20 protein-coding genes are annotated in these 25,755 nt (G+C 46.5%); 10 read left to right on the top strand and 10 right to left on the bottom strand.

The window, feature by feature from the left end:
- Positions 1-30: 30 nt before the first annotated feature.
- Positions 31-2,469: a M9 family metallopeptidase gene (locus R4537_RS12700; protein WP_071178368.1), complete on the bottom strand. Its 2,439-nt coding sequence runs from the start codon at positions 2,467-2,469 to the stop codon at positions 31-33.
- Between the two features lie 327 nt (positions 2,470-2,796).
- Between R4537_RS12700 and R4537_RS12695 the strand changes: the two genes are divergently transcribed.
- Positions 2,797-4,434, top strand: a complete 1,638-nt coding sequence (locus tag R4537_RS12695; RefSeq protein ID WP_071178367.1) for a S1 family peptidase — start codon at positions 2,797-2,799, stop codon at positions 4,432-4,434.
- Positions 4,435-4,514: 80 nt separating this feature from the next.
- Here R4537_RS12695 and R4537_RS12690 read toward each other — a convergent pair whose 3' ends face one another.
- A complete protein-coding gene (locus tag R4537_RS12690; RefSeq protein ID WP_071178366.1) occupies positions 4,515-6,278 on the bottom strand; it encodes an SgrR family transcriptional regulator in 1,764 nt (587 codons plus the stop codon).
- Positions 6,279-6,507: 229 nt separating this feature from the next.
- On the opposite strand from R4537_RS12690, the gene R4537_RS12685 reads away from it, so the two are divergent.
- The 3 genes from R4537_RS12685 to chxA all read left to right on the top strand — a co-directional run bounded on the left by R4537_RS12685 (position 6,508) and on the right by chxA (position 9,822).
- Positions 6,508-6,672, top strand: coding sequence for a hypothetical protein (locus R4537_RS12685; RefSeq protein WP_000470863.1), 165 nt, complete (start codon positions 6,508-6,510; stop codon positions 6,670-6,672).
- Between the two features lie 170 nt (positions 6,673-6,842).
- Complete coding sequence (locus R4537_RS12680) at positions 6,843-7,451, top strand: HAD family hydrolase (protein ID WP_001007813.1); 609 nt, start codon at positions 6,843-6,845, stop codon at positions 7,449-7,451.
- 463 nt (positions 7,452-7,914) lie between these two features.
- Entirely contained in the window at positions 7,915-9,822 is a 1,908-nt protein-coding gene (chxA, locus tag R4537_RS12675; RefSeq protein WP_071178365.1) for a cholix toxin ChxA, read from the top strand.
- 67 nt (positions 9,823-9,889) lie between these two features.
- On the opposite strand, the gene R4537_RS12670 is transcribed toward chxA, so the two are convergent.
- Both R4537_RS12670 and R4537_RS12665 read right to left on the bottom strand, forming a co-directional pair.
- Positions 9,890-11,080 carry a DUF3103 domain-containing protein gene (locus tag R4537_RS12670; protein ID WP_071178364.1) on the bottom strand — a complete coding sequence of 397 codons (1,191 nt, stop codon included), beginning with the start codon at positions 11,078-11,080 and terminating at the stop codon, positions 9,890-9,892.
- A 387-nt stretch (positions 11,081-11,467) separates the two neighbouring features.
- A complete protein-coding gene (locus tag R4537_RS12665; protein WP_071178579.1) occupies positions 11,468-13,174 on the bottom strand; it encodes a methyl-accepting chemotaxis protein in 1,707 nt (568 codons plus the stop codon).
- Positions 13,175-13,448: 274 nt separating this feature from the next.
- Here R4537_RS12665 and R4537_RS12660 point away from each other — a divergent pair, with 274 nt between their 5' ends.
- Together R4537_RS12660 and R4537_RS12655 are read left to right on the top strand one after the other, a co-directional pair.
- Complete coding sequence (locus R4537_RS12660) at positions 13,449-13,850, top strand: ribosome recycling factor family protein (RefSeq protein ID WP_001143312.1); 402 nt, start codon at positions 13,449-13,451, stop codon at positions 13,848-13,850.
- A 91-nt stretch (positions 13,851-13,941) separates the two neighbouring features.
- Positions 13,942-14,715, top strand: a complete 774-nt coding sequence (locus R4537_RS12655) for an EAL domain-containing protein (protein WP_071178363.1) — start codon at positions 13,942-13,944, stop codon at positions 14,713-14,715.
- A 153-nt stretch (positions 14,716-14,868) separates the two neighbouring features.
- Here the strand turns inward: R4537_RS12655 and rplY are convergent, their stop codons facing one another.
- From rplY to radD, 5 genes are all read right to left on the bottom strand, one after another.
- Positions 14,869-15,147, bottom strand: a complete 279-nt coding sequence (gene rplY / locus R4537_RS12650; protein WP_000667183.1) for a 50S ribosomal protein L25 — start codon at positions 15,145-15,147, stop codon at positions 14,869-14,871.
- 157 nt (positions 15,148-15,304) lie between these two features.
- Positions 15,305-16,678 (bottom strand): ATP-binding protein, encoded by a 1,374-nt coding sequence (locus R4537_RS12645; RefSeq protein WP_071178362.1) that lies wholly within the window; start codon positions 16,676-16,678, stop codon positions 15,305-15,307.
- A complete protein-coding gene (locus R4537_RS12640; RefSeq protein WP_000699609.1) occupies positions 16,668-17,327 on the bottom strand; it encodes a response regulator transcription factor in 660 nt (219 codons plus the stop codon). Before R4537_RS12640 ends, R4537_RS12645 begins: the two co-directional genes overlap by 11 nt.
- A gap of 11 nt (positions 17,328-17,338) precedes the next feature.
- Complete coding sequence (locus R4537_RS12635; RefSeq protein ID WP_019828553.1) at positions 17,339-17,740, bottom strand: PepSY domain-containing protein; 402 nt, start codon at positions 17,738-17,740, stop codon at positions 17,339-17,341.
- Between the two features lie 118 nt (positions 17,741-17,858).
- Positions 17,859-19,628, bottom strand: coding sequence for a DNA repair helicase RadD (gene radD / locus R4537_RS12630; RefSeq protein ID WP_071178361.1), 1,770 nt, complete (start codon positions 19,626-19,628; stop codon positions 17,859-17,861).
- 133 nt (positions 19,629-19,761) lie between these two features.
- On the opposite strand from radD, the gene rsuA reads away from it, so the two are divergent.
- The 3 genes from rsuA to R4537_RS12615 all read left to right on the top strand — a co-directional run bounded on the left by rsuA (position 19,762) and on the right by R4537_RS12615 (position 22,641).
- A complete protein-coding gene (rsuA, locus tag R4537_RS12625) occupies positions 19,762-20,457 on the top strand; it encodes a 16S rRNA pseudouridine(516) synthase RsuA (RefSeq protein WP_071178360.1) in 696 nt (231 codons plus the stop codon).
- 319 nt (positions 20,458-20,776) lie between these two features.
- Positions 20,777-21,982, top strand: coding sequence for a Bcr/CflA family multidrug efflux MFS transporter (locus R4537_RS12620; RefSeq protein ID WP_000108087.1), 1,206 nt, complete (start codon positions 20,777-20,779; stop codon positions 21,980-21,982).
- Entirely contained in the window at positions 21,982-22,641 is a 660-nt protein-coding gene (locus tag R4537_RS12615) for a DUF2913 family protein (protein WP_000024969.1), read from the top strand. Before R4537_RS12620 ends, R4537_RS12615 begins: the two co-directional genes overlap by 1 nt.
- An 86-nt stretch (positions 22,642-22,727) precedes the next feature.
- On the opposite strand, the gene R4537_RS12610 is transcribed toward R4537_RS12615, so the two are convergent.
- Positions 22,728-24,164 carry a DUF2867 domain-containing protein gene (locus R4537_RS12610; protein WP_071178359.1) on the bottom strand — a complete coding sequence of 479 codons (1,437 nt, stop codon included), beginning with the start codon at positions 24,162-24,164 and terminating at the stop codon, positions 22,728-22,730.
- Between the two features lie 127 nt (positions 24,165-24,291).
- Here R4537_RS12610 and R4537_RS12605 point away from each other — a divergent pair, with 127 nt between their 5' ends.
- Positions 24,292-25,668: an MATE family efflux transporter gene (locus tag R4537_RS12605; RefSeq protein ID WP_071178358.1), complete on the top strand. Its 1,377-nt coding sequence runs from the start codon at positions 24,292-24,294 to the stop codon at positions 25,666-25,668.
- The last annotated feature ends 87 nt before the right edge of the window (positions 25,669-25,755 follow it).

The following is a 25,755-nucleotide window of genomic DNA, read 5'->3' as shown; positions in this document are numbered from 1 at the left end:
CCCTCTATAGAGGGCGGTTACGCCGCATCATCAGTCGAAATAGGCCACCATTTCGACCGTGTCGCCGAGCTGTTGTGCGTTTAACGAAAAGTGCACATAGCCTTCTTGTGTCACAGGAATACGCATATATTCATGACTGCCCGCACAAGTTGAGGCGTGCTCAAACTGCTCTCGAGTTGGCCAATACGCTTTTGCTGCAAACAGGTCGACATTGCCTCGGTTTTGTTCTGAAGCGGTGAGCCATACTTGCACTTCACTGACGCCTTTTGGCACGTAGATGGCGACATAACGTTGTCGATGCACGGTAAGGCTTTGACTGCTGCCCGCTTCTAAAACCACAGGAGCAAGATCATCTTTGATAGTCGGTTGCTCATTAGGCTGTTCGGTGACTAGGTGTGTGTTGAGGATGACGGCTGAGTAATCCGCACGTCCTGTCACACTTAAATAGTAGCGTCCGGGTTTGATGTAACCATTCTGCTCAGGTTTGAAGGTAATTTGCTCGTTACTGCCATAGGTAAATTCCGTTACCTGATAATCATAGTAATGGGCAACCTGCTGGTAGCTCATGTACAGATCGGCATCTCCCTCCCCGGAGATCTGAACGTGGAACTCTCGGCTGTACTCTGGCACATCCACATAGAACAGATGCTCGCTGTACGCCTTTCCTGTCAGTGTTAAGGACGAATTGGCCGCTAACTGAGTGACCGCATTGGGTTCTGGGTTAGGCTGTTCTGGATTATCTGGATTATCTGGATTATCTGGATTATCTGGATTATCGCGTTGCAATGTATCCAGCCATGCCGAAAACTCGGTGTTATAGCGTTCACCTAGCAATTTGACACTCTGTGCCCACTGATCAAACTGCCCAGTACGAGAGAGTGCCAGCAAGCTTTCCACGTCTTGTGGATGCTTTTCCAACATAAAGCGTACCGCTAAGTAGCCCCAGCGATAAATGCGGTTCGTATCATTCGAGTAGGTGGTGGCAAACACATCAGAAAGGCTCAATTTACCTTGAGAAATCAGCTTAACCGCCGCTTGGTAGCCCTGCTTATAATGCATATATTCCGCGAAACCTTCTAACCACCACACAATATGACCATGGGCTAAGTTATCACTGAACGAACCATACTGGTTGAAGCGCGCGTCCAGATAATGAGTGTACTCATGCTCTAAATTGAGGATCGACAAATCCGCATCATTGGCATAACGATAGGCGACAAAACGGGCTTGATTGTTTTGATCCGCAGGGTTGCCTTCTAAATACTGCCCGCCATTGTCAGTGGTATTGCCAAATAAAAACGAGGAGTAATTGACATAGCTGCTGTTATTGGCAAACACCACCACCTCAACGCGAGTGTTGTAATCATCGGCGACAGGTGCCAATCCCGTATTTGCCACTTGGTGAAAATCTTGCTCTTTTTTATCCAATACGTCACAGGCTTGCGCCGCTTGTGAATCGGAAAGATCTTGCGAGCGAATAATGGCAGGGCCTTGGCATTCAAAGCGGTTTGGCAAAATGCGCGCGGCTAAATCGCGCTTCGCTGCATCAAGATCGATACCGAGCTGTTGCAGCACCTCAGGTGCGTAATAGTGCAACATCTCAACGGCAGCTATCCACAATTTTTCGTGTTTACTCCCTAAAGGATAGCGAGCAATCACTTGTCGCATCACATGACGAGCCTTTTGCTTGGTGATGGCATCTGGGCTAATCAATAAGCGGCCAGTTTCACGCAGAGCGTTGTAAACCAAAAACTCAGCGTCGGTTTCTAATGCCCACTCATTGTCCAGAGCGAATCGATACAAGGTATCAATATGTTGAGTGTTGGCGGCTAAGTAGCGGTAAAACTCCGAGTTACCCACATGGCCAGACATCGCACGGAATAAGTTATTTAAACCATCGACCCATTGTGTATCTTGCGCCGTTTCTCGATTGAAGCGGTGCAGAGCTAAGATCATCGCATCCATAGTGAGCGGTAACTGCTTAACGTTATCCACCATTAAACTTAGGCTCTTCATTGCGCCCACCTGTTCACGGCCTTGGTCAAAAGCATGCGGATGACGTAAAAAGCGGTTGGTCGATTGAGCAAAGCGTTGACTGAGTGCTTGAGAATAAGGTTCACGCCCAGCGTTATAACGCACGTAATACGCTGCGCGAATGAACTCACCATAGTTTTCCAATCGACGAGCTTGCTGCGCTTCACCAGTATAGCGAGCAATTTCTGCATCGAGCACAGTTTGTAAATGCGCTAGAGAAGCTTCGCTATAGAGGTTATCCAAGGTTGCCGCTGGTGCGTAAAACCATGAGTTGTAACAAGCTTGTGTAGCCGCGGCAATTTGCGCAGGAAGATCGCGCGCGGGCTGTAAATCTTGTATCTCACAAGCTGCTTGTGAATAGGAGGAGTAAGAAAGACCAGCGATGACGCACGCCAAAGCAATGGGGTGATGTTGGATACGTTGTTGAAAAGACACTGCAAAACCTATTTATGATGAATATATTTGGGCTGTGGGTTATAAGGTCTTTTTGGGTTTCAATAAAACATGATGCGTATGAATCATGAGGCTTATTCAATAAGTTGGTTTTTTATTCTAATTCAATGAATGGAGGTCACTTTTTATACATTTTTATGTTGAATGGTTTAGTGATAAATCACTAATAATTCGAGGATGTTTAGTGTGAAATCCGTTCATACTCTGCAATAGATAGAAATGTTCTATTCACATTGCTTTACATTTTATTTTCCCATGATATGGTACCGTTCCCATCAATAGTCTGAGTGGGAGTTATCAGAGGTATCTATGAACAAAACATTTTTATCAGGAGTGGTTGGAACACTTCTTTTTACATCTTTTCAGTTCAGTGCTTCTGGAACGGAATCCGGAGTCTCTAGCCGCATTATTGGTGGAGAACAAGCGACTGCAGGCGAATGGCCTTATATGGTTGCGCTAACCGCTCGAAATAGTAGCTACGTTTTTTGTGGTGGTAGTTATCTTGGTGGTCGTTATGTTTTGACTGCTGCGCACTGTGTGGATAAAGAAGATCCTGCTAAGGGGGATGTACTGCTCGGTGCTTTTGACATGAATGATGTTAATACTGCAGAGAGAATTCATGTCAGACAAATTTATGTGCATAATAGCTATATCGATGCTTCAATGGGCAATGATATTGCTGTTCTTGAATTAGAACGGGATCCCTTACCTCGAAGATCTGTGCAAATTTCAGATTCATCGGATTTCAATGAGTTGACAAAAGATTCGCCAATGACGGTGATCGGTTTTGGTAATCGTAAAGAAGTCGATGGTGAGAAATCCGATCCTGCAACCATATTACACCAAGTACAGGTACCCTTTGTTCCACTCCCAGAATGTAAAACAAAAGGAAGTGATCAGGATGCTAAAGATGATTACTCTAAACTAACCAATAACGCGTTTTGTGCGGGTTCGTTTGGCAAAGACTCTTGTTCAGGTGACAGCGGTGGCCCTATCTTTTTTGATTCCAACAAGGGTCGAAAGCAGATGGGCGTTGTTAGCTGGGGGGACGGCTGTGGTAGAGCCAATAGTCCTGGTGTTTATACTAACCTCAGCGTTTTTAATGATTGGTTAGATGATCAGCAACTAGGTCTATCTTATCGCCAAAAACGAGACTTAGGAGTAGTAAGACTAGGTTCGTACACTCATAAATTAACTTTTACGAATAACGGCACTTCTGACATCAACTTGGGTCGTACCACTGTTATTGGCATTTCCGGTGCGGACGCTGCGATTGTGAATAATAGCTGTACAGGAGTGCTAGCTTCAGGAATGAGTTGTGACGTTGAGTTTAGCTATGATATCACTCAACATAAACAAGGCTTGGTAAAATTATATATATCTTCAAATAGTTATAAATCTGGCGATATTCAAGCTTACCTATATTTTGATGCTTTGGATGCAGCGCCTTCAGAAACAGTAAGTTTTTTAGCGCATTTACCTGTCCACAATACTCATGTGAATGATCATCCTTGGACTGTTGTCGGTAATGGTCTGCAGACATCGTCTTTATCAGCTGGAGAAGAATCTGTAATTTTGTTGGAAAACTTACCTAAAGGTAGACTCAAATTCCACTATAAACTGTCGTCAAGTGAAGTTCTCGATCAGCTAGTTGTCTACGTGAATGATAAATTTAAGGGTAAATACTATAACAACACGGAAAGTCTAGCGACGCTTGATATGTATGGTACGAGTAACAAGGTTCGATTTATATACAGAAGACATCGCAGTAGTACTGATGACCAGAGTCGAGCAATATTGAGCCAAATAAGCTACGATCCAAAATTATTTGATCTACCTCCACCGCTTGATATTCGTGTCGGTGATAGTGGCGGCGGTAGCCTAGGTGGAGCAGTTTTAGCTTTCCTCTTTGGTTGTGGCTGGTTACGTCGCCGTCAAAGCGTCTGATCTATCGATAGCCAATTTCGTTTACTCAAAGCCAACCGTGATAGGTTGGCTTTGTCGTTTTTGGCAAATCGTTGGGAGAGCTAGTCCGCCGACCACACATTGCGAATATCCGGCCAACCCCAGTTGGTGAGCGCAACATCATGTAATACACCATGGAAACGCAAGGTTTGTCTATGGTGGAAAAGAGGCGCTAGCCAAGATTCACTGACCAGAAGTGAAGCAATCGGCTCCAGTTGCTCGAGATATTGAGGTAATTGCACTTGCTCACGTACGGCATTTAATTGCTGCATCAGCCATATCACCTCATCTTGGCTGGCGCACGCATGCAGAATCGGGTTGCTGAATAACATAGCAAAAGCGGAAGCGTGGCGGTTGTCATCCAAATTAATGTTGGTCAGTACCAAGGTTTCATCCAGCTCGCCCTTGAGCGCACGTTGATTCAATTCCCGATAAGTGTAAGTGTGAATGCTTAATGTAATGCCTTGAGCTGCAAGCAATCTGGCAATCGCTTGGGCACAAGTCTGTAATGCGGTGTAGTTGTACAAGGCCAAGGTCAACTGCGTGGGAAGCGCAACTTTCGGAGCTGGAGATTTCAACACAGCGCGCCAGCTTGGCAGCAAGTTGTGCGCGGGTTCGACGCCAAACATCACTCCGTGACAGCGAATATCTTGCTCAATCGTGTTTGGATTGAGTAGCTCGCTGAGTCGGTGTGCTTGAGCTTGATCCAACGGTTGCTTGGCTCTCTGGTTAAACAGCACCATTAAACACCCATCTTCGACGCGGCTTTGCTGTTGGGCGGCAGAGGTTAAATGAGGCGAGTCTGATAATGAGACTTGATGATGGCTGGTCGTATTGGCTTCCGGCTGATTAGTTTCAATGAGTGGGCGACTTAAACGCTCCTCATCGACTTGCCAAATGGTCACACGATCGGTCAAGGCTCGACAGCCGTAGAATTGACTGAATGCTTTGAGCTTGAGTTTATTGCGGGTGTGTTCCTGAACTTCAAAAGGGCCACAACCGATCACAGGAACAATTTGTCCTTCATGAAATTGGCTGTAATTCAATTGACTGACCGGTTGAATGGCGTATTTCACGCCAGAAATCATCCCTGCAAACCCCGGATCTGGGCGCTCTAAGTTGAAGACCACTTGAAAAGGGGTTGGTGCTTTAATATCGCTAATATGTGCCAGCTCTGCACGGTGTGTTTCTAGGCTAGAGAGTTTAGCAAACAGACTGACAATGGTATTGGCATCCAGCGGCGCACCATTATGAAAGGTTAATTCGGGTCGCAGATAAAATGTCCATTGCCAAGTGTGCGGATCATAATGCCAATGATGCGCCAGTTCGGGGTGTACATGGCCATTAGCATCAGAGCTGACCAAACAACTGTAGATCTGACGGATCAAAAAACGCTCGCTACTTCGCTGAGGAAGATGGGGCAGCAGCGGTTCAAATGGACGCTTATAAGTGAGCTGAATATGCAGCCGTCCTTCTTGTACCGTAGCACCAGACGTTTTCTTTAACAGTTTGGCAAAAGCGACCTCATCGTTATCTAAAATCGCTAATGCTCGTTCGTATTTACCGATCTGTACTCGTTTGGCCGCCAGTTGCTCCTTGAGTGGCTCAAGTTCTCTGTGCAGTAATAATGAAGAGCGGTGATGTCGTCCTGCCTTCGGTGTCCAAGTTAACCAACCCAATTGATTCAAACGCACCAGCAAATTTCTTGCGTGACGAGGACTCGTAAACAGTCGCTCCGCCAGTTCAGGCAAAGTGGTTTTAATATCGTGACCCACACCCAAGGGAGTCAGCCTAGCGTAATAGCGCAATAAATTGAGATCAGACATGGTTACCTCAACGCTTAGCTCATCTGCGGCTATTGTAGTGAAAAAAGGTGGAGTTAATGGTGAAAACCTACGGGTTGTTTGTTCCTCATTTCTCGGCATCTCGGTGCGAAATCCCCAATTTTCTGCGTAAAACGGTGTAATGCGGAGCAAAGTGATTTAAATCGCTCACTTTTTTGTTTCCTTAATCAGGATGACAATAAAAGCATCAACACAACAAGGAGTGCAGAGTATGTTCATATCACCCGTTAACGAACAGACGATGGCCGCCTACTATCAACAACGGCTGCAGCAAACTCATAGTGTGATTGAGCGAATGGCGTTGGTTGCGTTATTTGAGTTGCTCTTTACTCAAACGCCCCCTGAGCCAGAACAGCCCAAATCATCAACCCCATAACGAGATAAAACCCGCAGCACTTGCACTATTGCTCCTGACGCTTCCCCCAAGCTGATACGCAAGTGCTGCTTCTTTACTACCTGCGTAGGGTGACTTTGTGAGCACATAGCCAATAATGTACAGCTAAGTTCGCTAAACTCTTTCCCTCACTGAATGAATAGGAGAGGGTGATGGCAATCCGTAATGTGGTATTTGATGTTGGTAATGTGATTGTAAAATGGGCACCGCAAGACATTGCCCAACTGACGTTTGGTGAGGGAGAAGAGAGTGCCTTCATGGCAACGGCTGTATTTAAAAGTGAGTTTTGGCGCGATTTGAATAAAGGAAAATACACTGAAGCGGAAGTGAAACGCGCACTCCATCAGCAATTAGGCCTTTCCTCTGACACTCTAGAACAACTCTTTTTCCATATTAAAAATACCCAAGTTTTGCTGCCCGGTACCTTGCAATTAATGGATGATCTCCTCAAAGCAGGTTATCGCCTCTACGCGTTGACCGACAATGTGAATGAGATTGTCGCTTACTTAAAAAAACAATATGACTTTTGGCCCAAATTTACTGGCGCAGTAGTGTCGAGTGAGTGTGGTTTGCTTAAACCTGATCCGGCGATTTACCAGCATCTGGCAGACTCCCAGCGCATTCTCCCGCAAGAAAGTGTCTTTATGGATGATATGCCAGCCAATGTCGAGGGGGCGCGCCAACAAGGATTTCATGCCATTCAATTTGTTGATGCGCACCAAGCAAGAGTGCAGCTAGCGCAAATGGGGCTGCACTTTTAAAGGTCAGCGCTTTGGCTAAAAAGATCAATACTTGATGTGGTAGCGTCAAGCCGTTTGGTTATATTACCCTTCCTACTTGAAGCTGCAGCGGTGTTGGCTACGTTCGCTCACCCCAATCACATAGTTTATCTATGCTCATGGGGATTCACTCTCTTGCCGCCTACCTGCAACTTCAAGTAGTTTTGGTATAGCTCATAGGCTGTGAATTTAATTTTTAAACAAGCCTTACAAATATAAATACTTAACTTTAAGTAAGTTGATTATTTATATTTTTTAAGGTTGAAATTAAAAAATATAAATACTTATTTTGTGTGATGATGCTTCTGGTTTTTGTTAATTTTATTGGCGATTTTAATTTCATTAACTTAATCCTAATTGCGAGTACATTCTGTACTTGACATTTTATTTGGAGAAAGTAATGAAGAAGATGTTATTAATAGCAGGGGCTACGGTGATATCCAGTATGGCTCATCCCACATTAGCAGTCGAAGATGAGTTAAAGATATTTGATGAATGCCGTTCGCCATGTTCGTTGACCCCGGAACCGGGTAAGCCGATTCAATCAAAATTGTCTATCCCTAGTGATGTTGTTTTAGATGAAGGTGTTCTGTATTACTCGATGACGATTAATGATGAGCAGAATGATATTAAGGATGAGGACAAAGGAGAGTCCATTATTACTATTGGTGAATTTGCCACAGTAAGAGCGACTAGACATTATGTTAATCAAGATGCGCCTTTTGGTGTCATTAATTTAGATATTACGACAGAAAATGGTACAAAAACGTACTCTTATAACCGAAAAGAGGGTGAATTTGCGATTAATTGGTTAGTGCCTATTGGTGAAGATTCTCCTGCAAGCATTAAAATTTCCGTTGATGAGCTCGATCAGCAAAGAAATATCATCGAGGTGCCTAAACTATATAGTATTGATCTCGATAACCAAACGTTAGAACAGTGGGAAAATCAAGGTAATGTCTCTTTTGCGGTAACGCGACCAGAACAAAGTATTGCCATTTCTTGGCCAAGTGTCAGTTACAAAGCGGCGCATAAAAATGGTTCGCGTCATAAGCGTTGGGCAAACTGGCTCACGACATTACCAAAAGTGGTTTTATGTTTCTATGAAGATCCTGAGCTTTGTACTTATGGTGACGATTGGCATGGTGGAGCCTATAAAACTGTTGCAGGAACTCCGAAGGCGATTACGGTTAAGCAAGGGATAGAACAAAAAACCGTTGAACAGCGCATCCATTTCTCCAAGAAGAATGCGATGGAGGCACTTGCAGCTCATCGAGTCTGTGGTGTGCCATTAGAAACCTTGGCGCGCAGTCGGAAGCCTAGAGATTTACCGGATGATTTATCATGTGCCTATCAAGCGCAGAATATTGTGAGTTTATTTGTCGCGACGAGAATTTTATTCTCTCATCTAGATAGCGTATTTACTCTGAATCTTGACGAACAAGCACCAGAGGTGGCTGAGAGGTTAAGTGATCTCAGAAGAATCAATGAAGATAACCCCGGCATGGTTACACAGGTTTTAACCGTTGCTCGACAGATCTATAACGATTATGTCACTCACCATCCCGGATTAACTCCTGAGCAAACCAGTGCGGGTGCACAAGCTGCCGATATCCTCTCTTTATTTTGCCCTGATGCTGATAAGTCTTGTGTGGCTTCAAACAACGATCAAGCCAATATTAACATTGAGTCTCGTTCTGGCCGTTCATATTTGCCTGAAAACCGTGCGGTAATCACCCCTCAAGGAGTCACAAATTGGACTTATCAGGAACTCGAAACAACACATCAAGCTCTGACTAGAGAGGGTTATGTGTTCGTGGGTTACCATGGTACGAATCATGTCGCTGCGCAAACCATAGTGAATAGAATTGCCCCTGTTCCGAGAGGCAACAACACTGAAAACGAGGAAAAGTGGGGCGGGTTATATGTTGCAACTCACGCTGAAGTTGCCCATGGTTATGCTCGGATCAAAGAAGGGACAGGGGAGTATGGACTTCCGACCCGTGCTGAGCGTGAGACTCGTGGGGTAATGCTAAGAGTGTATATCCCTCGTGCTTCATTAGAACGTTTTTATCGAACGAATACACCTTTGGAAAATGCTGAGGAGCATATAACGCAAGTGATTGGTCATTCTTTGCCATTACGAAATGAAGCATTTACTGGTCCAGAAAGTGCGGGAGGGGAAGACGAAACTGTCATTGGCTGGGATATGGCGATTCATGCAGTTGCGATTCCTTCGACTATTCCAGGGAACGCTTACGAAGAATTGGCGATTGATGAGGAGGCTGTTGCTAAAGAGCAATCGATTAGCGCAAAACCACCTTATAAAGAGCAAAAAGATGAACTGAAATAAATAATAAATAAAGCCTCACGCTTAAGCTGTGAGGCTTTGCAATCGATCATTAATGAAATTACGGTTCTTATTTCGTCGGATAAATCGTCAAAGGCTCAAACGTCGCCGTTGCATTGCCGTTGGCTCCCGGATGATCGATATAAGAAGTGTCTTGCATTAGGGTATAAAATACATCAACAAAATCATCATCATTTACGAATAAACGATTTGGAATGGCATCAATAATTTTCCCTGTAAGCTGCGTAATGATGGCATAACCTTGTGCTTCAGGATCTGGAATCAATTTGAGTGCCTCTTCTGCGACTTTAATAATGCGCTTTGCGAGTTCTTTGTAATCTGTTCCATCATCTTGTTCCATAAGAATCATATCTGCAGCACCCCAGCGATAGCGAGCCCAGTGAATGACCACCTGATTCGGGAAATAATCTTGTTTATCGTAATCCAGATAAGGCATATCAATCAGATCAATGGTTGGTTTATCGCGGCTTGGATCAACTCCAGTGACTAGCGCATAAATTTCGGCACGGCCTGAAATCCAAGGTTCTTTGTCATCTTGCAGACGAATTTTCTTTAAAACAGTGGTGGAAATGGGCGCTGTATCGGCGGATGCAGAGCGACTCAAAGAACGTGTCGATGCTTCAATTGAGCTACTCTCTTGCGTAGACAATTGTGGACTTTGCCCTAAGCGCTGCATTTCCGCACGCATGGCTTGCAGACCCGCTTTGAGTTCGACGGCGCTATCGTTATCAACCACAAAAACGGGAACATCTGGTAATTGGTAGACATCGAGTTGGTGGATTTGGCCATACACATCATAAGCTTCAATGTATTGCCAGCTATCATCGTTACCGCTCGGCTCAAAAGCAAACAGCGGACTTTGTCCTTCTTGCCACTCTTTGAGCATCGAAGCATCGGCCAAACGCAGTTGCAGAAGTTGCTCTGTAAACTGGTCAATACCTTTTAAGGTGCGCACATTCTTATCTGCAGAGCGTAACTGTTGGCTCATCTCAGTATTTGGCGCGGATTCCACCAGTTCAGAGACTGAAATGCTCAAGTTATCTGCACTGATTTGTGTTTTGAGTGTGTGCGAGTAAGCGGCATAGTTTTGGCTGAAGGATTCCGCCAATTGACGCTTTTGTGCAACGACGGCATCCGCCTTCGCTTGCGCTGTTAGTCCGGTGTTGCTTTGTGTTTCTTCTGATTGGCAGCCAACCAGTGCAACAGTCAGAAGCACTGCTATGGAGAGTGGTTTATGCATAGGTGAACCCTTTTTCTTGTTGTAGTGAATAGAGCCATAGCTCTATTGGGCTCAAGCTACCACGCTTTGCACGTTACACAGAGAGAAACTATTCAGCAGATTTATCTTTGTGGCTCAAGATCAAATTCTGCAACATAAGGGTGAGATCGCAGCATAAAGTGCTACTGTGCTCGGGTGAATGATTTTTAGAGTTGTCAAAGTTTGGTTAAACGTCGAATTATCTTCTGTTTCAAGCAATTAGCATCACGTAAACCTATTTAAGGCATTTCTCCCCACTTGAAGCAGCAGTGTTCGCACGTTCGCTCACCCTAATCACATCGTTTGAGATGTTGATGAGGATAGACTCGTTTTTCGTTTCGCTGCCACTCCAAGTCGTTTTGGGATATGTCAGGCATTGTAACGCGCGACTTCCTGTTGCATGCTCTCGGCGAGTCTTGCCAACTCCAAGGTTGCTTCAGAGCTTTGTTGTGCTCCCAACGCGGTTTGGTTGGAGATTTCGCTGATGGTGATGATGTTTTTATTGATCTCCTCAGTCACCGCACTTTGCTCCTCTGACGCCGTCGCAATTTGCGTGTTCATGGTCGAGATACGATCGACGTTAGCCGTAATTTGAGACAGCGCCGTCCCTGCCAAACGTGCTTTTTCAACGGCTTTTGATGCTCCAGAAACCCCTTGTTCAATTAAATTCGCCGAATCTCGACTGCTCTGCTGTAAGCGCTGCACTGTCTGTAGGATCTGTTTAGTCGATTCTTGGGTGCGGCTTGCTAAGGTTCTGACCTCATCGGCGACGACTGCAAATCCGCGTCCTTGTTCACCCGCGCGAGCGGCTTCGATCGCAGCATTCAGCGCCAATAAATTGGTTTGCTCTGAAATACTCTGAATCACATCCACAACACTGCCAATGTCTTCTGAATCTTTGGCAAGCAACTGCATGGCGGCAAGCATCTTTTGTAAATCGTTGGATAGCCCTTCAATCATCGCAATATTTTCCTCAACGACCTTGCGTCCCTGCATCGCGGCTTGTTCTGCTTCTTCAGAGGCTTCTGCAGCAAGGCCTGCACTTTGCGCGACTTCGTGTACGGTGGCGGTGAACTGATGGATTGCGGCAGCAATTTGCTGTGTTTGCGACTGCTGTTCGACGATATTTTGCTTCGTTTGCATCGCAACGGCCGCGTTTTCCTCGGCAGCCGTCGCTAAAGCAGAGACTGAGTGGCGATTACTGCTAATGACTTCTTGAAAGCTCGTTACAATTCGGTTGACGTATTTAGCAATATCCGAAAATTCATCGTTCCCAGTGATGGGGATGCGTTGAGTGAGATCGCCAGCGGCAATATGGGTGGCAGAACTTGCTAAGTGATGCACGGCATTATTGACTCGCTTAGCAATCAGTAGTGCTAAGCTGGTAGTCACTATCAAGGCAAAAGCACCCAGTAAGCTGACTATCCAGATAAATTGGTTAATCTCGTGTTGAGAGGCAGAAAAGTTATTTTTTCCTTCTTGGGTTTGAATGTCGAGAAAGGCTTCCGCCGCTTTTTTTATCTCGTTATAAAGAGGGTTAATGACTTGGAGCAGAATTAAGTTAGCCGCATCGTATTTTTCAGCCTTGAGCTGTTGGAGAGCGGGTTCAAATCCTTGACGAGTGACTTGATCCAGTTTTTCTTTCAAGGTTTGGATCACGGCTTTTTCTTGAGCATCCAATACGGTAGCTAATATTTCGTTATCCACAATACGGTGCAAATTGGTCAGCGATGTTTGGATACCTTCGACGTGCATTGTGATCGGATGATCATGCATCAGCGCGTATTTGGAGGATGGGTCATGTTGGAAAGCTAATAGCAGTTGGCTGCGCGCGCTGCCTAATTCATCCAATATGCGTCCAGCACGAATCGTATGTTGCATTCCCTTTGTATAAAGCGATTCAATCGAATATGAAGCACTTTGCATGCCTGTCAAGCCTTTGAAACCCAAGAAAAGAATGGAAACCACGATTAGCACCACGATCAGTTTCAAGCGTAGGCCAACGCTATGCAGTGAGTTTGTAGTGCCCGCTATTATTGTGCGATGAGCATTGTTATGTTGATTGGATACCATTATCCATCCCCCGACAAAAAGTAAAAAGTTAATGAAATTATACTGATTTGAGTATGGTCCAAACTGGATAATTTGATTGAATTTCATAACGTTATGATACGTAGATCATGATTTTTACGGATGATATTCACAAGGATGACGGTCTACTGACAATATCAGACACTGAAAATTAACCCACTGTTATAAAATGCCCATTGAATGCTCTTGGTATATTGATGTTAATTATCATCACTATCCAGAACGTATTTGAGAGAACCTTAATAACTGGAGTGGAGAGATGCCAACAACCGATCAAGCGATAGCCATTACTTTGCCTTCTTTGATTCATCGTATAGGTAGCGATACCGTTAAGCGATTGAAACTGCAGGCACAGACTTTTGATTGCGAGTTAAAGCGTATTCGTCGCTCGCGAAATTGGCAGTTATTAGGTGAAGCTGCCTCGATGCAGAATTTTGTTTTCCAAATCAAGCAGACCGAATATCAAGTTGCTGAATATCTGATTCGACGTGTGGAAGCCGGTTTAAGGCTGCCGAGCGACAAGATTGAATCCATCGAAGTCCAGCTGCAGCGTTTAGTTCAGCAAAATCCGTCCATAACCTTAGCGGAACTCATGGCAGCCACACATTGCAGCTTGATGCAGGCGCGAGCGGCTCGTTTTGCTGAGGAGAGCTTTGAGTGACCCTTTTGATGAAGTAATATTGAATAGAATCTTTGCTTTATGTGTCGAATATAACTAGTCTTTAATGAATCTATAATTAAGGCATAGTCAAATGCATATTATTCCTGTGGCGTCAGATCCCAAAACTTGTTCATGTGGTGTGAATGAAAATTCGCTCGATTTTGATTTTACTATGGCATTTCAACCTATAGTAAATTGCAGAACGCAAGAAATATTTGGCTATGAAGCTTTAGTGAGAGGCTTAAATAACGAATCGGCTTATTCGGTTATTTCAAGAGTTAATGAAGATAATCGTTATTTATTTGATCAAATGTGTAGAGTTAAAGCGATTGCTCTTGCCGCTAAGTTAGGGCTGACCAGTAAATTAAGTATAAACTTTCTCCCCAACGCTATTTATGTGCCAGAGCGTTGTATTCGTACTACGTTAGAGGCCGCGAAACGTTACCAGTTTCCGATCGAAAATATTATGTTCGAATTTACCGAGGCTGAGCGGGTAGAAGATGTTAATCATATAAAAAGGATTGTCGAATACTACAAATCTTTGGGTTTTCAAACAGCAATTGATGATTTTGGATCTGGCTATTCAGGGTTAAATTTATTGGCTGATTTTCAAACCAATATTGTAAAAGTGGATATGGGGTTGATAAGAAATATCCATGCCGATCAGGTTCGTCAGTCGATCATGAAAAACTGTTTAAAGCTGTTTAGTGATTTAAATATTCAACCGCTGGCTGAAGGTGTGGAGAGTCATGCTGAGTTTGCTTGGTTAAAAGCGGCAGGCATTGAGTTAATGCAAGGCTATTATTTTGCAAAGCCCGGCTTTGAGAGCCTACCCAGCGTCAATCCTGAGTTAAGCGAAGTGTGAATTGTAAATTAGATTGATTGGCTCTAAAACGGTGAAACCCCGACAGTTGGTAGCTATCGGGGTTTCGAATTTTTAGATTTCTCGGTTGGTAATGCCGATGATCTTATTTATGCAAAAGGCTGGATTTAATCCGAGTAATTCCTTGGTAGGGAATTAGATACGGATGAAGTCCATGTGCTCAACTTTTGGCTTGTACGCGTGGCGTTGAACGTCTTGAGGCTTCACTTTCACTTCTTTGCCGTCGATAACCAGAACGATAGCTTCGTAAAACTCAGGCTTGTCCATTTGGTTCATCACGTCATCGTGGTTCAGTGAGATAGAAACTGGAGCTGCTTCACCACCGTAAACGATCGCTGGGAAGTAACCAGTGTTACGTAGGCGGCGGCTCGCACCTTTACCTAGATCAGTACGTAATACTGCTTCGAATTTCATAGAATTTACTCTCAAATTAGTAAAAAACAGAGTGACAGGGCAATGCGACCTTGCCCGTGTCGTAGAGTTTCCAAACCTATAGGAGGGCTAGAAACGAGCGCGGATACTAGCATTCATTGCTCTCTCGGGCAACTGAAAATCCGTTTTTGCACTGCATTTAATGGGATTTGACGGCTTTGGCTGCGCGAGTGGGTTGTTTTAAGGTCAGTGTGGCTTTTAAGCCGCCTAACGGACTCTCTCCCAAAGCCAATGCTCCACGATAACTGTGCGCCATTTCACTTACAATATTAAGCCCAAGCCCAGAGCCGGGCGTGGTTTCATCTAAGCGCACTCCACGTCTGAGGGCTTTTTCGCGGTTCGTTGCACTGATACCTGCACCATCGTCTTCCACGCAAATCTGTACCCAATCGTCACCCAGTATTTGGCTGTGTACACGAATTAAGCTGTTGGCCCATTTGTAGCTGTTTTCCAGAAGGTTACCGATCATTTCATCTAAGTCAGTCGGTTCAACGGCCACTTCTAAGTCCGAATCCAGCTCATTCACTAAGGTGATTCCACGCTTTGCGTAAACCTTATCAAAGGCTTGTGAAATAGCATCGACTCGCGCACTGGGTGCGGTTTTGACCGAAAGAATATTGGCGGACCCCGCCATACGAGCACGCCCTAGATGGTAGTCAATTTGCTGTTGGATCTGTTCAACAGAAGGCTGCAACTGGCTTTTGAGCCGGGCATCATTCAGATGAGCGACTTCGTTTTTGAGCACAGAAAGTGGTGTTTTTAATGCGTGGGATAAGTTCCCCGCATGGTGTCTGGCTCGCTCAAGCAGCTCTTGGTAATGAAAGAGGAGAGCGTTGAGATCATTGACTAGTGGTGAAATCTCTTGTGGATAATCGCCATTCAACGCATTTTGCTGGCCATCTCGCAAGGCTGAGAGCTCACGCTGCATTTTCGAAAGTGGGCGGAGTGACCACGTCACTTGTACGCCGGTTAAAATGAGTATTCCGCTGAACAATAGAGCCAGAATCATCCACAACTCTTTGCTCACACGCTGTAGCGTGGCTTTTAGGGAGGCATCATCCAAGCCTATCGTGATTGTGATGGGTTGTGAAAATTCGGGCAGATAAACCGTACGCTTTAATACAATTAACGATTCCTCTTTCGCGCCAAGATAAATCGTACCGTGAACATGGGTTTCTTCGGTCAAAAAGCGATCCCACAACGAGCGTGAGCGAAGCGTTTGATCGCCTAAAGTGGCTGACCAGTAAAGGCCACTATAAGGCTGGGTAAAACGGGGATCCGCAAGTCGAGTGGTGAGGGTTAATTGTCCTTGTGGATTGGCTTCCAAGTTGGCGGTGATCTCATCCATCGACAGTTGCAACTGGTTTTGCACATTTTCCAGCAGATATTGATGGATGAGATTGGGGATCAAATAACCGGCGGCCAAGATCATCGCGCCTAGCCATAGTGCCGCGGCAAGGAGCAAGCGGGTTTTTAGGCTGAGATGACGTAACGCCCGAGATTTAATTGGCATGTAGCTGATACCCAAGACCGCGCACGGTTTTGATCACATCCGGCGCAATTTTCTTACGAATGCGCCCGATGAACACCTCAATGGTATTGGAATCCCGGTCAAAATCTTGCTTATAGATATGTTCGACAAGCTCAGTGCGTGAAATCACTTTCTCAGGGTTATGCATGAAATAGGCGATCACTTTATATTCGAGGGCGGTGAGGCTAACCGCTTGCCCTTGCCACATTACTTTGGAAGTGCGCGTATCTAAACTCAGATCACCGACTTGCATCACCGGGGAGGCATTGCCGGACGCACGGCGCAGTTGGGCGCGAATACGAGCAATCAACTCAACCATTTCAAAGGGTTTGGTGAGGTAATCGTCCGCTCCTGCATTCAAACCTTCGACCCGTTGAGTGAGGGTGTCGCGTGCACTCAAAATCACCACAGGAGTGTTGATGTTTTCGTCTCGAATGCCTTTAAGTACGGTCAAACCATCCAATTTCGGTAGGCCGAGATCGAGTACGATGACGTCCCACTCTTCCGCGGTGGCGCGGTATAAGGCATCGATGCCATCTTGTGCCAATTCGGGAACCCAACCTGTTTGCTCTAACGCCGAGAGGATCTGCTGGCCTAACTGAACATCATCTTCAACAACTAATATTTTCATGGTCTGCTCGATTATTTTTTGATGGCATGAATCACATTACGTCCGCGAATGGACATCAGCTCCAACGTAGCGGCGTTGTATTCGACACGAAAGACTTGATTGTCATACACCAATTTCAGCTCATAAATCCACTCATCGTCATCTTCGTCAAGCTCGACTTTGATCAAACGCCCATTCAACTGCTGATCGACCGTGGCATAGAGTTCGGCAAAAGGGCGAATCAACCCTTTTTGGACGGCGCGATAAACGTCATCTTGGTCTTCATCAATTTCAATTTGCGTCCCTTCACGATACGAGCCTTGTTCCCAGTCTCGCACCTTGTTATCAGCGTGAGTGGGCAGTGCAAACCCTAGCAACAACAATAGGAGTAGTAGGCTGGCTTGCGGTCTTTGCTGCATACGAAAAATCTGCATAATCAATACCTGAATGTTGAATCTGTTGCCGAGTATAACGAGATAAAAATGAACAGAAAGTGAATTGCGAAACCCCCATCGCTATGGTTTAGATGATGAACGCTTGCTTTGGGTTTGCCTAGTCTCGGTTTGATAAGTGAACGTCGATTGGGGAGGCGAATTCATCAGCAAATACTTTGTCTCGAATGGCCCAAAAGCGGCCCGATTTTCGCGCAATCACAAACAGGGGGGGCCGAAAGCGGTGCTGATGATCCACGACTTTGGCAGGCGTTGCTGCCTCAAAAGGCCGATGTTTGTCAGCCAGATGTGGACGTACAAATTGGTCGTGAAATTGCTGCTTTTGGCGCGGCGTATTCAGTGGCCAAAACTGGTGTACTTGCGCCGCATCTTGCCCGTGGTAAGTCACTTGAAGCTGGCTTTTCCCTTTGGCGTCTTTATGAACTTTCAGGCTCATGTCGGTACATTCAAACACCAGCGCATCTTTCAGGTTGAGTGCTTCTTTGAGTTTCTTATCGGGGTCCACTAACGTGGCGTCACACTCATGGCAGATGCGAGCGGCGATGTCGTTATCCGCACCACATTCATTGCAGTATTTGGCACGAAAACGGTAGCCACAATGCTCGCGCTCACCCGTCTCATCATCGGTGAAATAGCCTTGGCAGCGGCGGCCATAGTGCTCAATCAGAAAGCCGTTCGCATCGAGCTTGCCCCAGAAGTTATTGTTAAAACCGCAAGCGGGGCAGGGAATGGTGATGATTTCGCTGTCTGAATCGGGTTTCGGATCGCCCACTTCAGGTTGATACAGATCGTACTGATTACCCGCATAGTCGAGCACCAAACAGTCGGATTTGCCCGCCGCAAGGCGTAGCCCGCGGCCGACAATTTGTTGATAGAGACTGACCGATTCCGTTGGCCTTAAAATCGCAATCAAATCGACATGCGGCGCATCAAATCCGGTGGTGAGTACGGAAACATTGACCAAAAACTTAATCTGTTGCTGCTTGAACGCTTGGATAATGCGATCACGCTCTGGCGTTGGGGTATCACCGATCACTAAAGCAGCGTGCTCGGTAGGCAGTAAACGGTAGATCTCTTCGGCGTGACGCACGGTCGCTGCAAAAATCATCACCCCTTGTCGCGCTTTAGCAAGCTCAATGATCTGGGCAACAATTTGCGGAGTGGCGCGCTGTGATTGCTCAATCACCAAGTCGAGTTCTGATTCACGATAGCGCCCGGTATTGGCCGGTTTCAACTGCGAAAAGTCATAGCTCATGACGGGGGTGTCAATCAATTGAGCGGGGGTGAGAAAACCTTCATCCAATAAATAGTGAATGGGTAGCTCAAAAATACAGTCGCGGAAAAAACGCGGCTCTTCACTGCGCACTAAACCACGGGTGTGATACTGGTAAATCCATCCCATCCCGAGCCGATAGGGGGTTGCGGTCAGTCCGAGCACTTTCATGCCCGGATTGAGTTCCAGCAAATGGGTGATCACTTTTTGATAACTGCTGTTTTTGTCATCGGGGACGCGGTGGCACTCATCAATCACCAATAAAGAGAACTGGTTTTGGAACTCGGATAAGTTGCGCACCACCGATTGCACTGAGGCAAACACCACTTGTTGATCGGTTTCTTTGCGCCCCAAGCCTGCGGAAAAAATCGCGCCGGTTAAGCCATAGCCTTCATATTTGGCGTGGTTTTGCTCAACCAACTCTTTGACATGGGCCAATACCAATACGCGGCCACGGGCAAGGCGCGCAAGCTCTGCGATCACTAAGCTTTTTCCTGCGCCGGTCGGAAGCACAATCACAGCGGGGGTAGAGTGCTGGCGAAAATAGTGCACGACGGCTTTCACTGAGTCGGCTTGATAAGGTCGTAACGTATACATCCGCTGGGAGTTACCGAGGTTATCTGGGCAATTGACGGCTTTTGCATCGTTTGATGTCGGCCGCAAGCAATTGCGCTGGGTAATTATTGTGTGAGGTCTGTATAATAGCCGACTTCCAGCAGATGAGGTAAGCATGCGTTTAGACAAATTCCTGTGTGATGCGCTCGGTACAACGCGCAAAGAGGCCACTCAACTTCTCAAAAGTGGTGAAGTGACCGTCGATGATGTGGTGCAAAAAAGTGGTGCATTCAAACTCAAAGAGACGTCGTGCGTTGAGTGGCAAGGCCGTGAAATTACGTTGCATGGCCCGCGTTACATCATGATGCACAAACCGGATGGTGTGGTCTGCTCGCATGAGGATGGTTTCAACCAAACGGCGTTTACCTTGCTTGATGAAGTGAATGTTGAAGATTTGCACTTTGCAGGCCGCTTGGATGTCGATACCACAGGTTTACTGCTGATCACTGATGATGGGCAATGGTCGCACCGAGTCACGTCACCAAAACATAAGTGCGAGAAGACCTACCGCGTGTGGTTGGCGGATCCCATTCAAGCTGATTACGCAGAGCAATTTAACCGAGGTATTGAATTGCGTGGTGAACGTGAGCTGACTTTGCCCGCGCAACTGGAGGTGATCAGTGAAACGGAAGTGCTATTGACCATCCATGAAGGAAAGTATCACCAAGTGAAGCGTATGTTTGCCGCTTTAGGTAATAAAGTCATTGGGTTACATCGTGAACGTATTGGTCAGATTACCTTAGATGAAACCCTTGAGCCGGGGGAATACCGCTATTTGACGGGAGAAGAAGTGGCTTCAATCTGGAAATAAACCAAGATTTAGGAAATAGATTGTTTCTGAATTAGCACTAGTTAATCGCGGCGATTATTAAGATCATATACCCAAACAACTTGGAGTTGCAGGTAGGCGGCAAGTGAGTCTCCATCAGCATAGAGAGACTATGTGATTGAGGTGAACGAACGTAGCCAACATCGCTGCAGCTTCAAGTAAGAAGGGTATAGACCGATAAGGCTTAGCGCTGAATTTAAGCGTTAAGTCCTCCGATGTTTTATTGCCTCATCAAGCAATCTCTAATTCGCATACACTTATGGGTGTACGCGGAAAACCCAATTTAACTCTACGGAGAAGTATGTCTACCTCAACCGTGAATACCCAACAAACACCGCAAATGAGTTTGTTGCTTTATATTGTGCTCGGTGCGCTCGGTGCGTTGACACCGCTGGCGATCGATATGTATTTGCCAGCCATGCCGACCATTGCCCGTGATTTCGGCGTTAACGCTGGTGCGGTGCAAATTACTCTAACTGCCTATACGGCAGGCTTTGCCATTGGCCAATTGCTGCATGGTCCGCTGGCCGATAGTTATGGTCGCCGTCCGGTGATGCTGTGCGGTATCTTCCTCTTTGGTATTGCCGCTATGGTGAGCGCGACTACTAATGGTATTGAAGCCTTAACCTACATTCGTGCCGCGCAAGGTTTTGCGGGGGCGGCTGCGGCCGTGGTCATTCAAGCGGTGGTACGCGATATGTTTGACCGCGAAGATTTCGCGCGGGCGATGTCGTTTGTCACTTTAGTGGTGACCTTGGCTCCCTTGGTTGCACCCATGATCGGTGGGCATTTGGCGATTTGGTTTGGCTGGCGTTCCATCTTCTGGGTGTTGGCGCTGTTTGCGGCACTCGTTATCGCAATGGTGATGTGGAAAATTCCGGAAACGCTGAGCCCTGAAAATCGTCAGCCGCTGCGTTTTCGTAGCACCATGCGCAACTATTTTGATTTGTGTAAAAATCCGGTTGCCATGGGGCTCATTTTCTCAGGCGCATTTTCGTTCGCCGGTATGTTCGCGTTTTTGACGGCCGGCGCGTTTGTGTACATCGATATTTATGGTGTTAGCCCAGACGGTTTCGGATACCTGTTTGGCCTTAATATTGTCGCGATGATTGCGCTGACCACGATCAACGGCCGTTTTGTCAAAAAAATCGGCTCACACAACATGCTACGCTTCGCACTCTTTTTACAGCTGATGGCGGGGATTGGTCTGTTTGTTAGCTGGGTCATGGATTGGGGATTATGGGGAACCGTACCATTTGTGGTGTTGTTTGTCGGTACAATCTCAACCATTGGCAGTAACTCGATGGGGTTGTTGCTGAGTAAATACCCGCGTATGGCGGGAACCGCATCATCATTAGCGGGCACATTGCGTTTTGGTACGGGCTCAATCATCGGCGCTGTCGTGGCTGCGTTGCCGGGTACTGAAACATGGCCAATGATATTTGTGATGGCGGCTTGTTCTGTGTTATCAGGTGCCTTTTACTGGACGTTAGGAAGAAAAGCGTAATGGCGAATTACCATTTAGAAATTCAAAATGTGGTCAATACTGCACTGGCAGAATTAGAGGCCGAACATAAAGCGGGCAAGCTTGCCAATGCGCCAGTGGCTAACAACCATTTTTTAGTGCATTGGGTGACGAAAGCGCTAAAAGCACAACGGTTTCACCGCTGCGTGGGTGATGATTTAACTCAGTGGCAGAAAGCGGGGCGCTCAAAAGGGACAGAATCACAACTGTTACCGACCTTTCAACGCATCTCCGCGTATTACGCGCATTTTTTTGCAGAGCAAGAGCACACACCGATCACCGATAAACAAATCGAAGCGTTTTTGGATGAGATGGAGCAAGCAGGTTGGGAAGTTTCGACCTCTGAGCCGTTAGTCAATGCAGGAAAAGTGCAGATTTTTACTGACGGCCAGAATTCATTGGCTCTTTGCTCTGTGCAGTGTGAAGCTTGTTTTGATGGTGAACGGTTAGTGAAACCAATGAACTGGTTTGTGCGCGGGCACCACGCTGGCTTTATTGAGAAAGCCTTTGCGGCGGGATTTATGGTACATAAGCAAACCGATTACAAATCGAATGTAAAATACCATGGTGAGTACCTGATTTTCCCGGCCAACCAAGGTACTCAGTTGGCGGAAATTCCGATTTCTTTTCGTGCTAACTAACTTTTCATGCTAACTAAATAGCTCAGTTAGATCAGTTTGAAAAACGGCGCTCAAAAGCCTGACTGAAGAAAACCTCATCCCGTCGCTTAATCTCGGCGGGATTTTTTTATGATAGCTTTTACCATGCCACGAAAGATAAACAGATGCGCTGGCATCATGGCATACCAGTACATCAAGCCGAGAAAACCTTGTGGGTGCCACCATGCCGTTACATTCAGGCGTCGCTTATCGCCCAAATCATCGATGGTAAATTCCAAACGTCCTAGCCCCGGGCCTTTCATACCAAATAGCAAGGACAAAAACTGCTGCGGTTGGCAGCGGATCACCTTCCAAGAGTCGATATAATCTCCCACTGCGAGCTCAGCGCCAGCGGGATAGCGACGAATCGGCTTACCACCACCAAACAGCACATCCAACCATTCACGAGTGCGCCACAGAATATTGGCAAAAAAATACCCTTGATCGCGGCGGCCTATAGTGCGGATGACTTTCCACAGCGCTTGGCTAGTTAACTCGGTTTCGATGCTGGCCCCCGCTTGCTTGGGGTAATAACCAAAGCCCGGTTGCCAACGAACAATGGCGTGAGGGTCAAATCCCCATACTTGGCTACGCACAAAGGTCCCTTCACTGCTGATCGCCGCTTTGACCGCTTCTCGATAGGCGATCAATGGCTGTGGATAGCGTGCTTCAATCGCTTGGGTGTCGGCAATAAAATCATGTGTTAACCCTTCCAGCAGCGAGCGTCCAATCGAGCTTGGCACCGAAGTCACCATACCGAGCCAGCGTGCAGCCATGCTTGGAGTGAGAAAGCGCGTCGACCATAAGCGATAGGGTTTCCCGGTCAATTCGCACAGAATCTGAAACTGTTCGCGATAGCTGAGGACATCAGGCCCGCCAAGCTCAAACGTCTGATGCATCTTTGGCTGCTCTTCAGCAAATTTCAGTAAATAGGTGTTGAGATTAGCCAGAGCAATTGGATTGGCTTGGGAGTCAACCCATTTAGGCGTAATGAGTACTGGCAAGTTGTAGACAAAATCGCGCATGATTTCGAATGCAGCCGAGCCAGGGCCGATGATAACCCCCGCTCTCAGCTCCGTTATCGGGACACGTGACTGGCGCAGTATCTGACCAGTAGCGTAACGCGCTTGTAAATGAGGGGAGCGGCCAGACTCCGGTTGGAGCGAGCTTAAATAGATCACATGTCGTACTTGGCTATGCGCAAGATCGAGCGCGTCTTTTACGTTTTGTGCCAATGAAAGCTCGTAATCGACAAAATCCCCGCCATGCGCCATGCCATGAACCAAGAAAAAGACCAAATCATAATTGGGGATGGTGGCGAGAGTTTTCTGACGATCCGCTAAATCCAGCGTGAGCCGAGTTAAGTTGGGATGAGTGGGCAAGCGCGCATGCAATGTCTCGATATGACGAGAGGCGGCCGTGGTATGGTATCCAGCCTCTAGCAGTAGCGGCAGCAATTGCGTCCCTACATAACCTGATGCACCTAACACTAATACCTTTTTCATCCGACGGTCCTTTTTAATCGTTTGTTGTGCTTATGTGTGCGTGAGTATAATAGCGGCTGTTTTTTCTGCTTACTATGTCCTTAACCTTAACAGGTAAAAGGTAGTCCTCACGCTTTGGAGTGATATTGTGTCTGTTGTCTCTCAAGTTTTATCCCACATGAGAGGGGATTTCTTCCGCCGCTTGATCGCGATTGCTTTGCCGATCACGCTACAAAATATCATGTTTTCCAGCCGCGGTTTGGTCGATGTGCTCATGCTCGGTCAACTGGGAGAGGCCGAAATTGCCGCAGTGGGTGTCGCGGCACGTGCCACCTTTGTGACTACGATTATGCTGGTGGGCGTGACCACAGGCGGCGCACTGCTAACGGCGCAGTATTGGGGCGCGGGCGATCGCAAAGGTGTGCGTGAAAGTACGGCACTGACTTGGTTAGTCTCAAACTTTTTTGCTTTTTTCACGGTATTGCTGTTCCTGTTTTTTCCACAGCAAATCATGTCGTTAACCACCGATTCGGAGCAAGTTAATGCGCTGGGTAGTCAATATCTGATTATCACCTCGTTCACCATGTTTGCGGTGGCCTGTGTCAGCAGTATGGCAGTAGGACTTCGCGCGATGCACAAGCCCGGGGTAAGCACGTTTTTCAGCGGTATTGGCATTGTGTCTAACGTGGTACTGAACTGGATGTTAATTTTCGGTAAATTTGGATTCCCAGCGATGGGTATTCAAGGGGCGGCGATTGCCACCGTGTTGAGTGGCGCGATTGAAATTGCTTGTTTGTACAGTTACTTGTATGGCAAAAAACATTTGATGGCCTTTGGCTGGCAAGACATCAACGCGGTGATTGATTTACCGAAAATCAGCCGTTTTCTACGTTTGTCATTACCCACCACGTTTAACTTTCTGATCTGGGCTGCCGGTTTATTTACCTACCACGCTATCATGGGGCAGACGGGGGTTCAGGGGCTTGCTGCGCTATCCGTCATGACTCCGGTTGAATCGATTTCCCTGAGTTTACTGATTGGCATGTCTACTGCGGCGGCCGTCTTGGTGGGCAATCAACTTGGCGCGAAAAACTATGAAGCGGTGTACTACCAAGCGATAGGTGTAACCGCATGCAGTGTGCTGGTCGGTATTGTTGTCGCGATTGGTCTGTATCTGGTGCAAATTCCGGTGCTTGGTGCGTTTACGGCGTTAACCCCTGAAACGCGCGAGTTATCAGAAAAATTCATGCTGATCTTGTGCTTAGGCATCGTGCTGCGTTCATTCCCGATGACCGCGATCGTTGGCGTGTTGCGCGCGGGCGGCGATGTAAAATTCTGTCTCGGCCAAGACATCGTCGCGCAGTGGTGTATTGGTATCCCGCTCGCGGCATTTGCAGCTTTAGTGTTAAAAGTCGACCCTCAATGGATTTATCTTTTGTTCTTGACTGAGGAACTGGTTAAGTGGTTTGGCTCACTACACCGTATGAAAAGCAAGAAGTGGATGAAGAATTTGATTGAAAATTAGACACTCATCGTTCGGCTGGTGCAAATTAATGCATATAGTGTGATCTGCTAGCCAAAATACTTTCTCCGCTTAGGGTTTTGGTGTAGA

The organism is Vibrio paracholerae, from assembly GCF_037672085.1.
In the GTDB taxonomy this organism is placed as follows: Bacteria; Pseudomonadota; Gammaproteobacteria; order Enterobacterales; family Vibrionaceae; genus Vibrio; species Vibrio cholerae.
The sequence above is the reverse complement of the archived record's forward strand: the minus strand, read 5'-3'. Positions and strand labels throughout refer to the sequence as shown.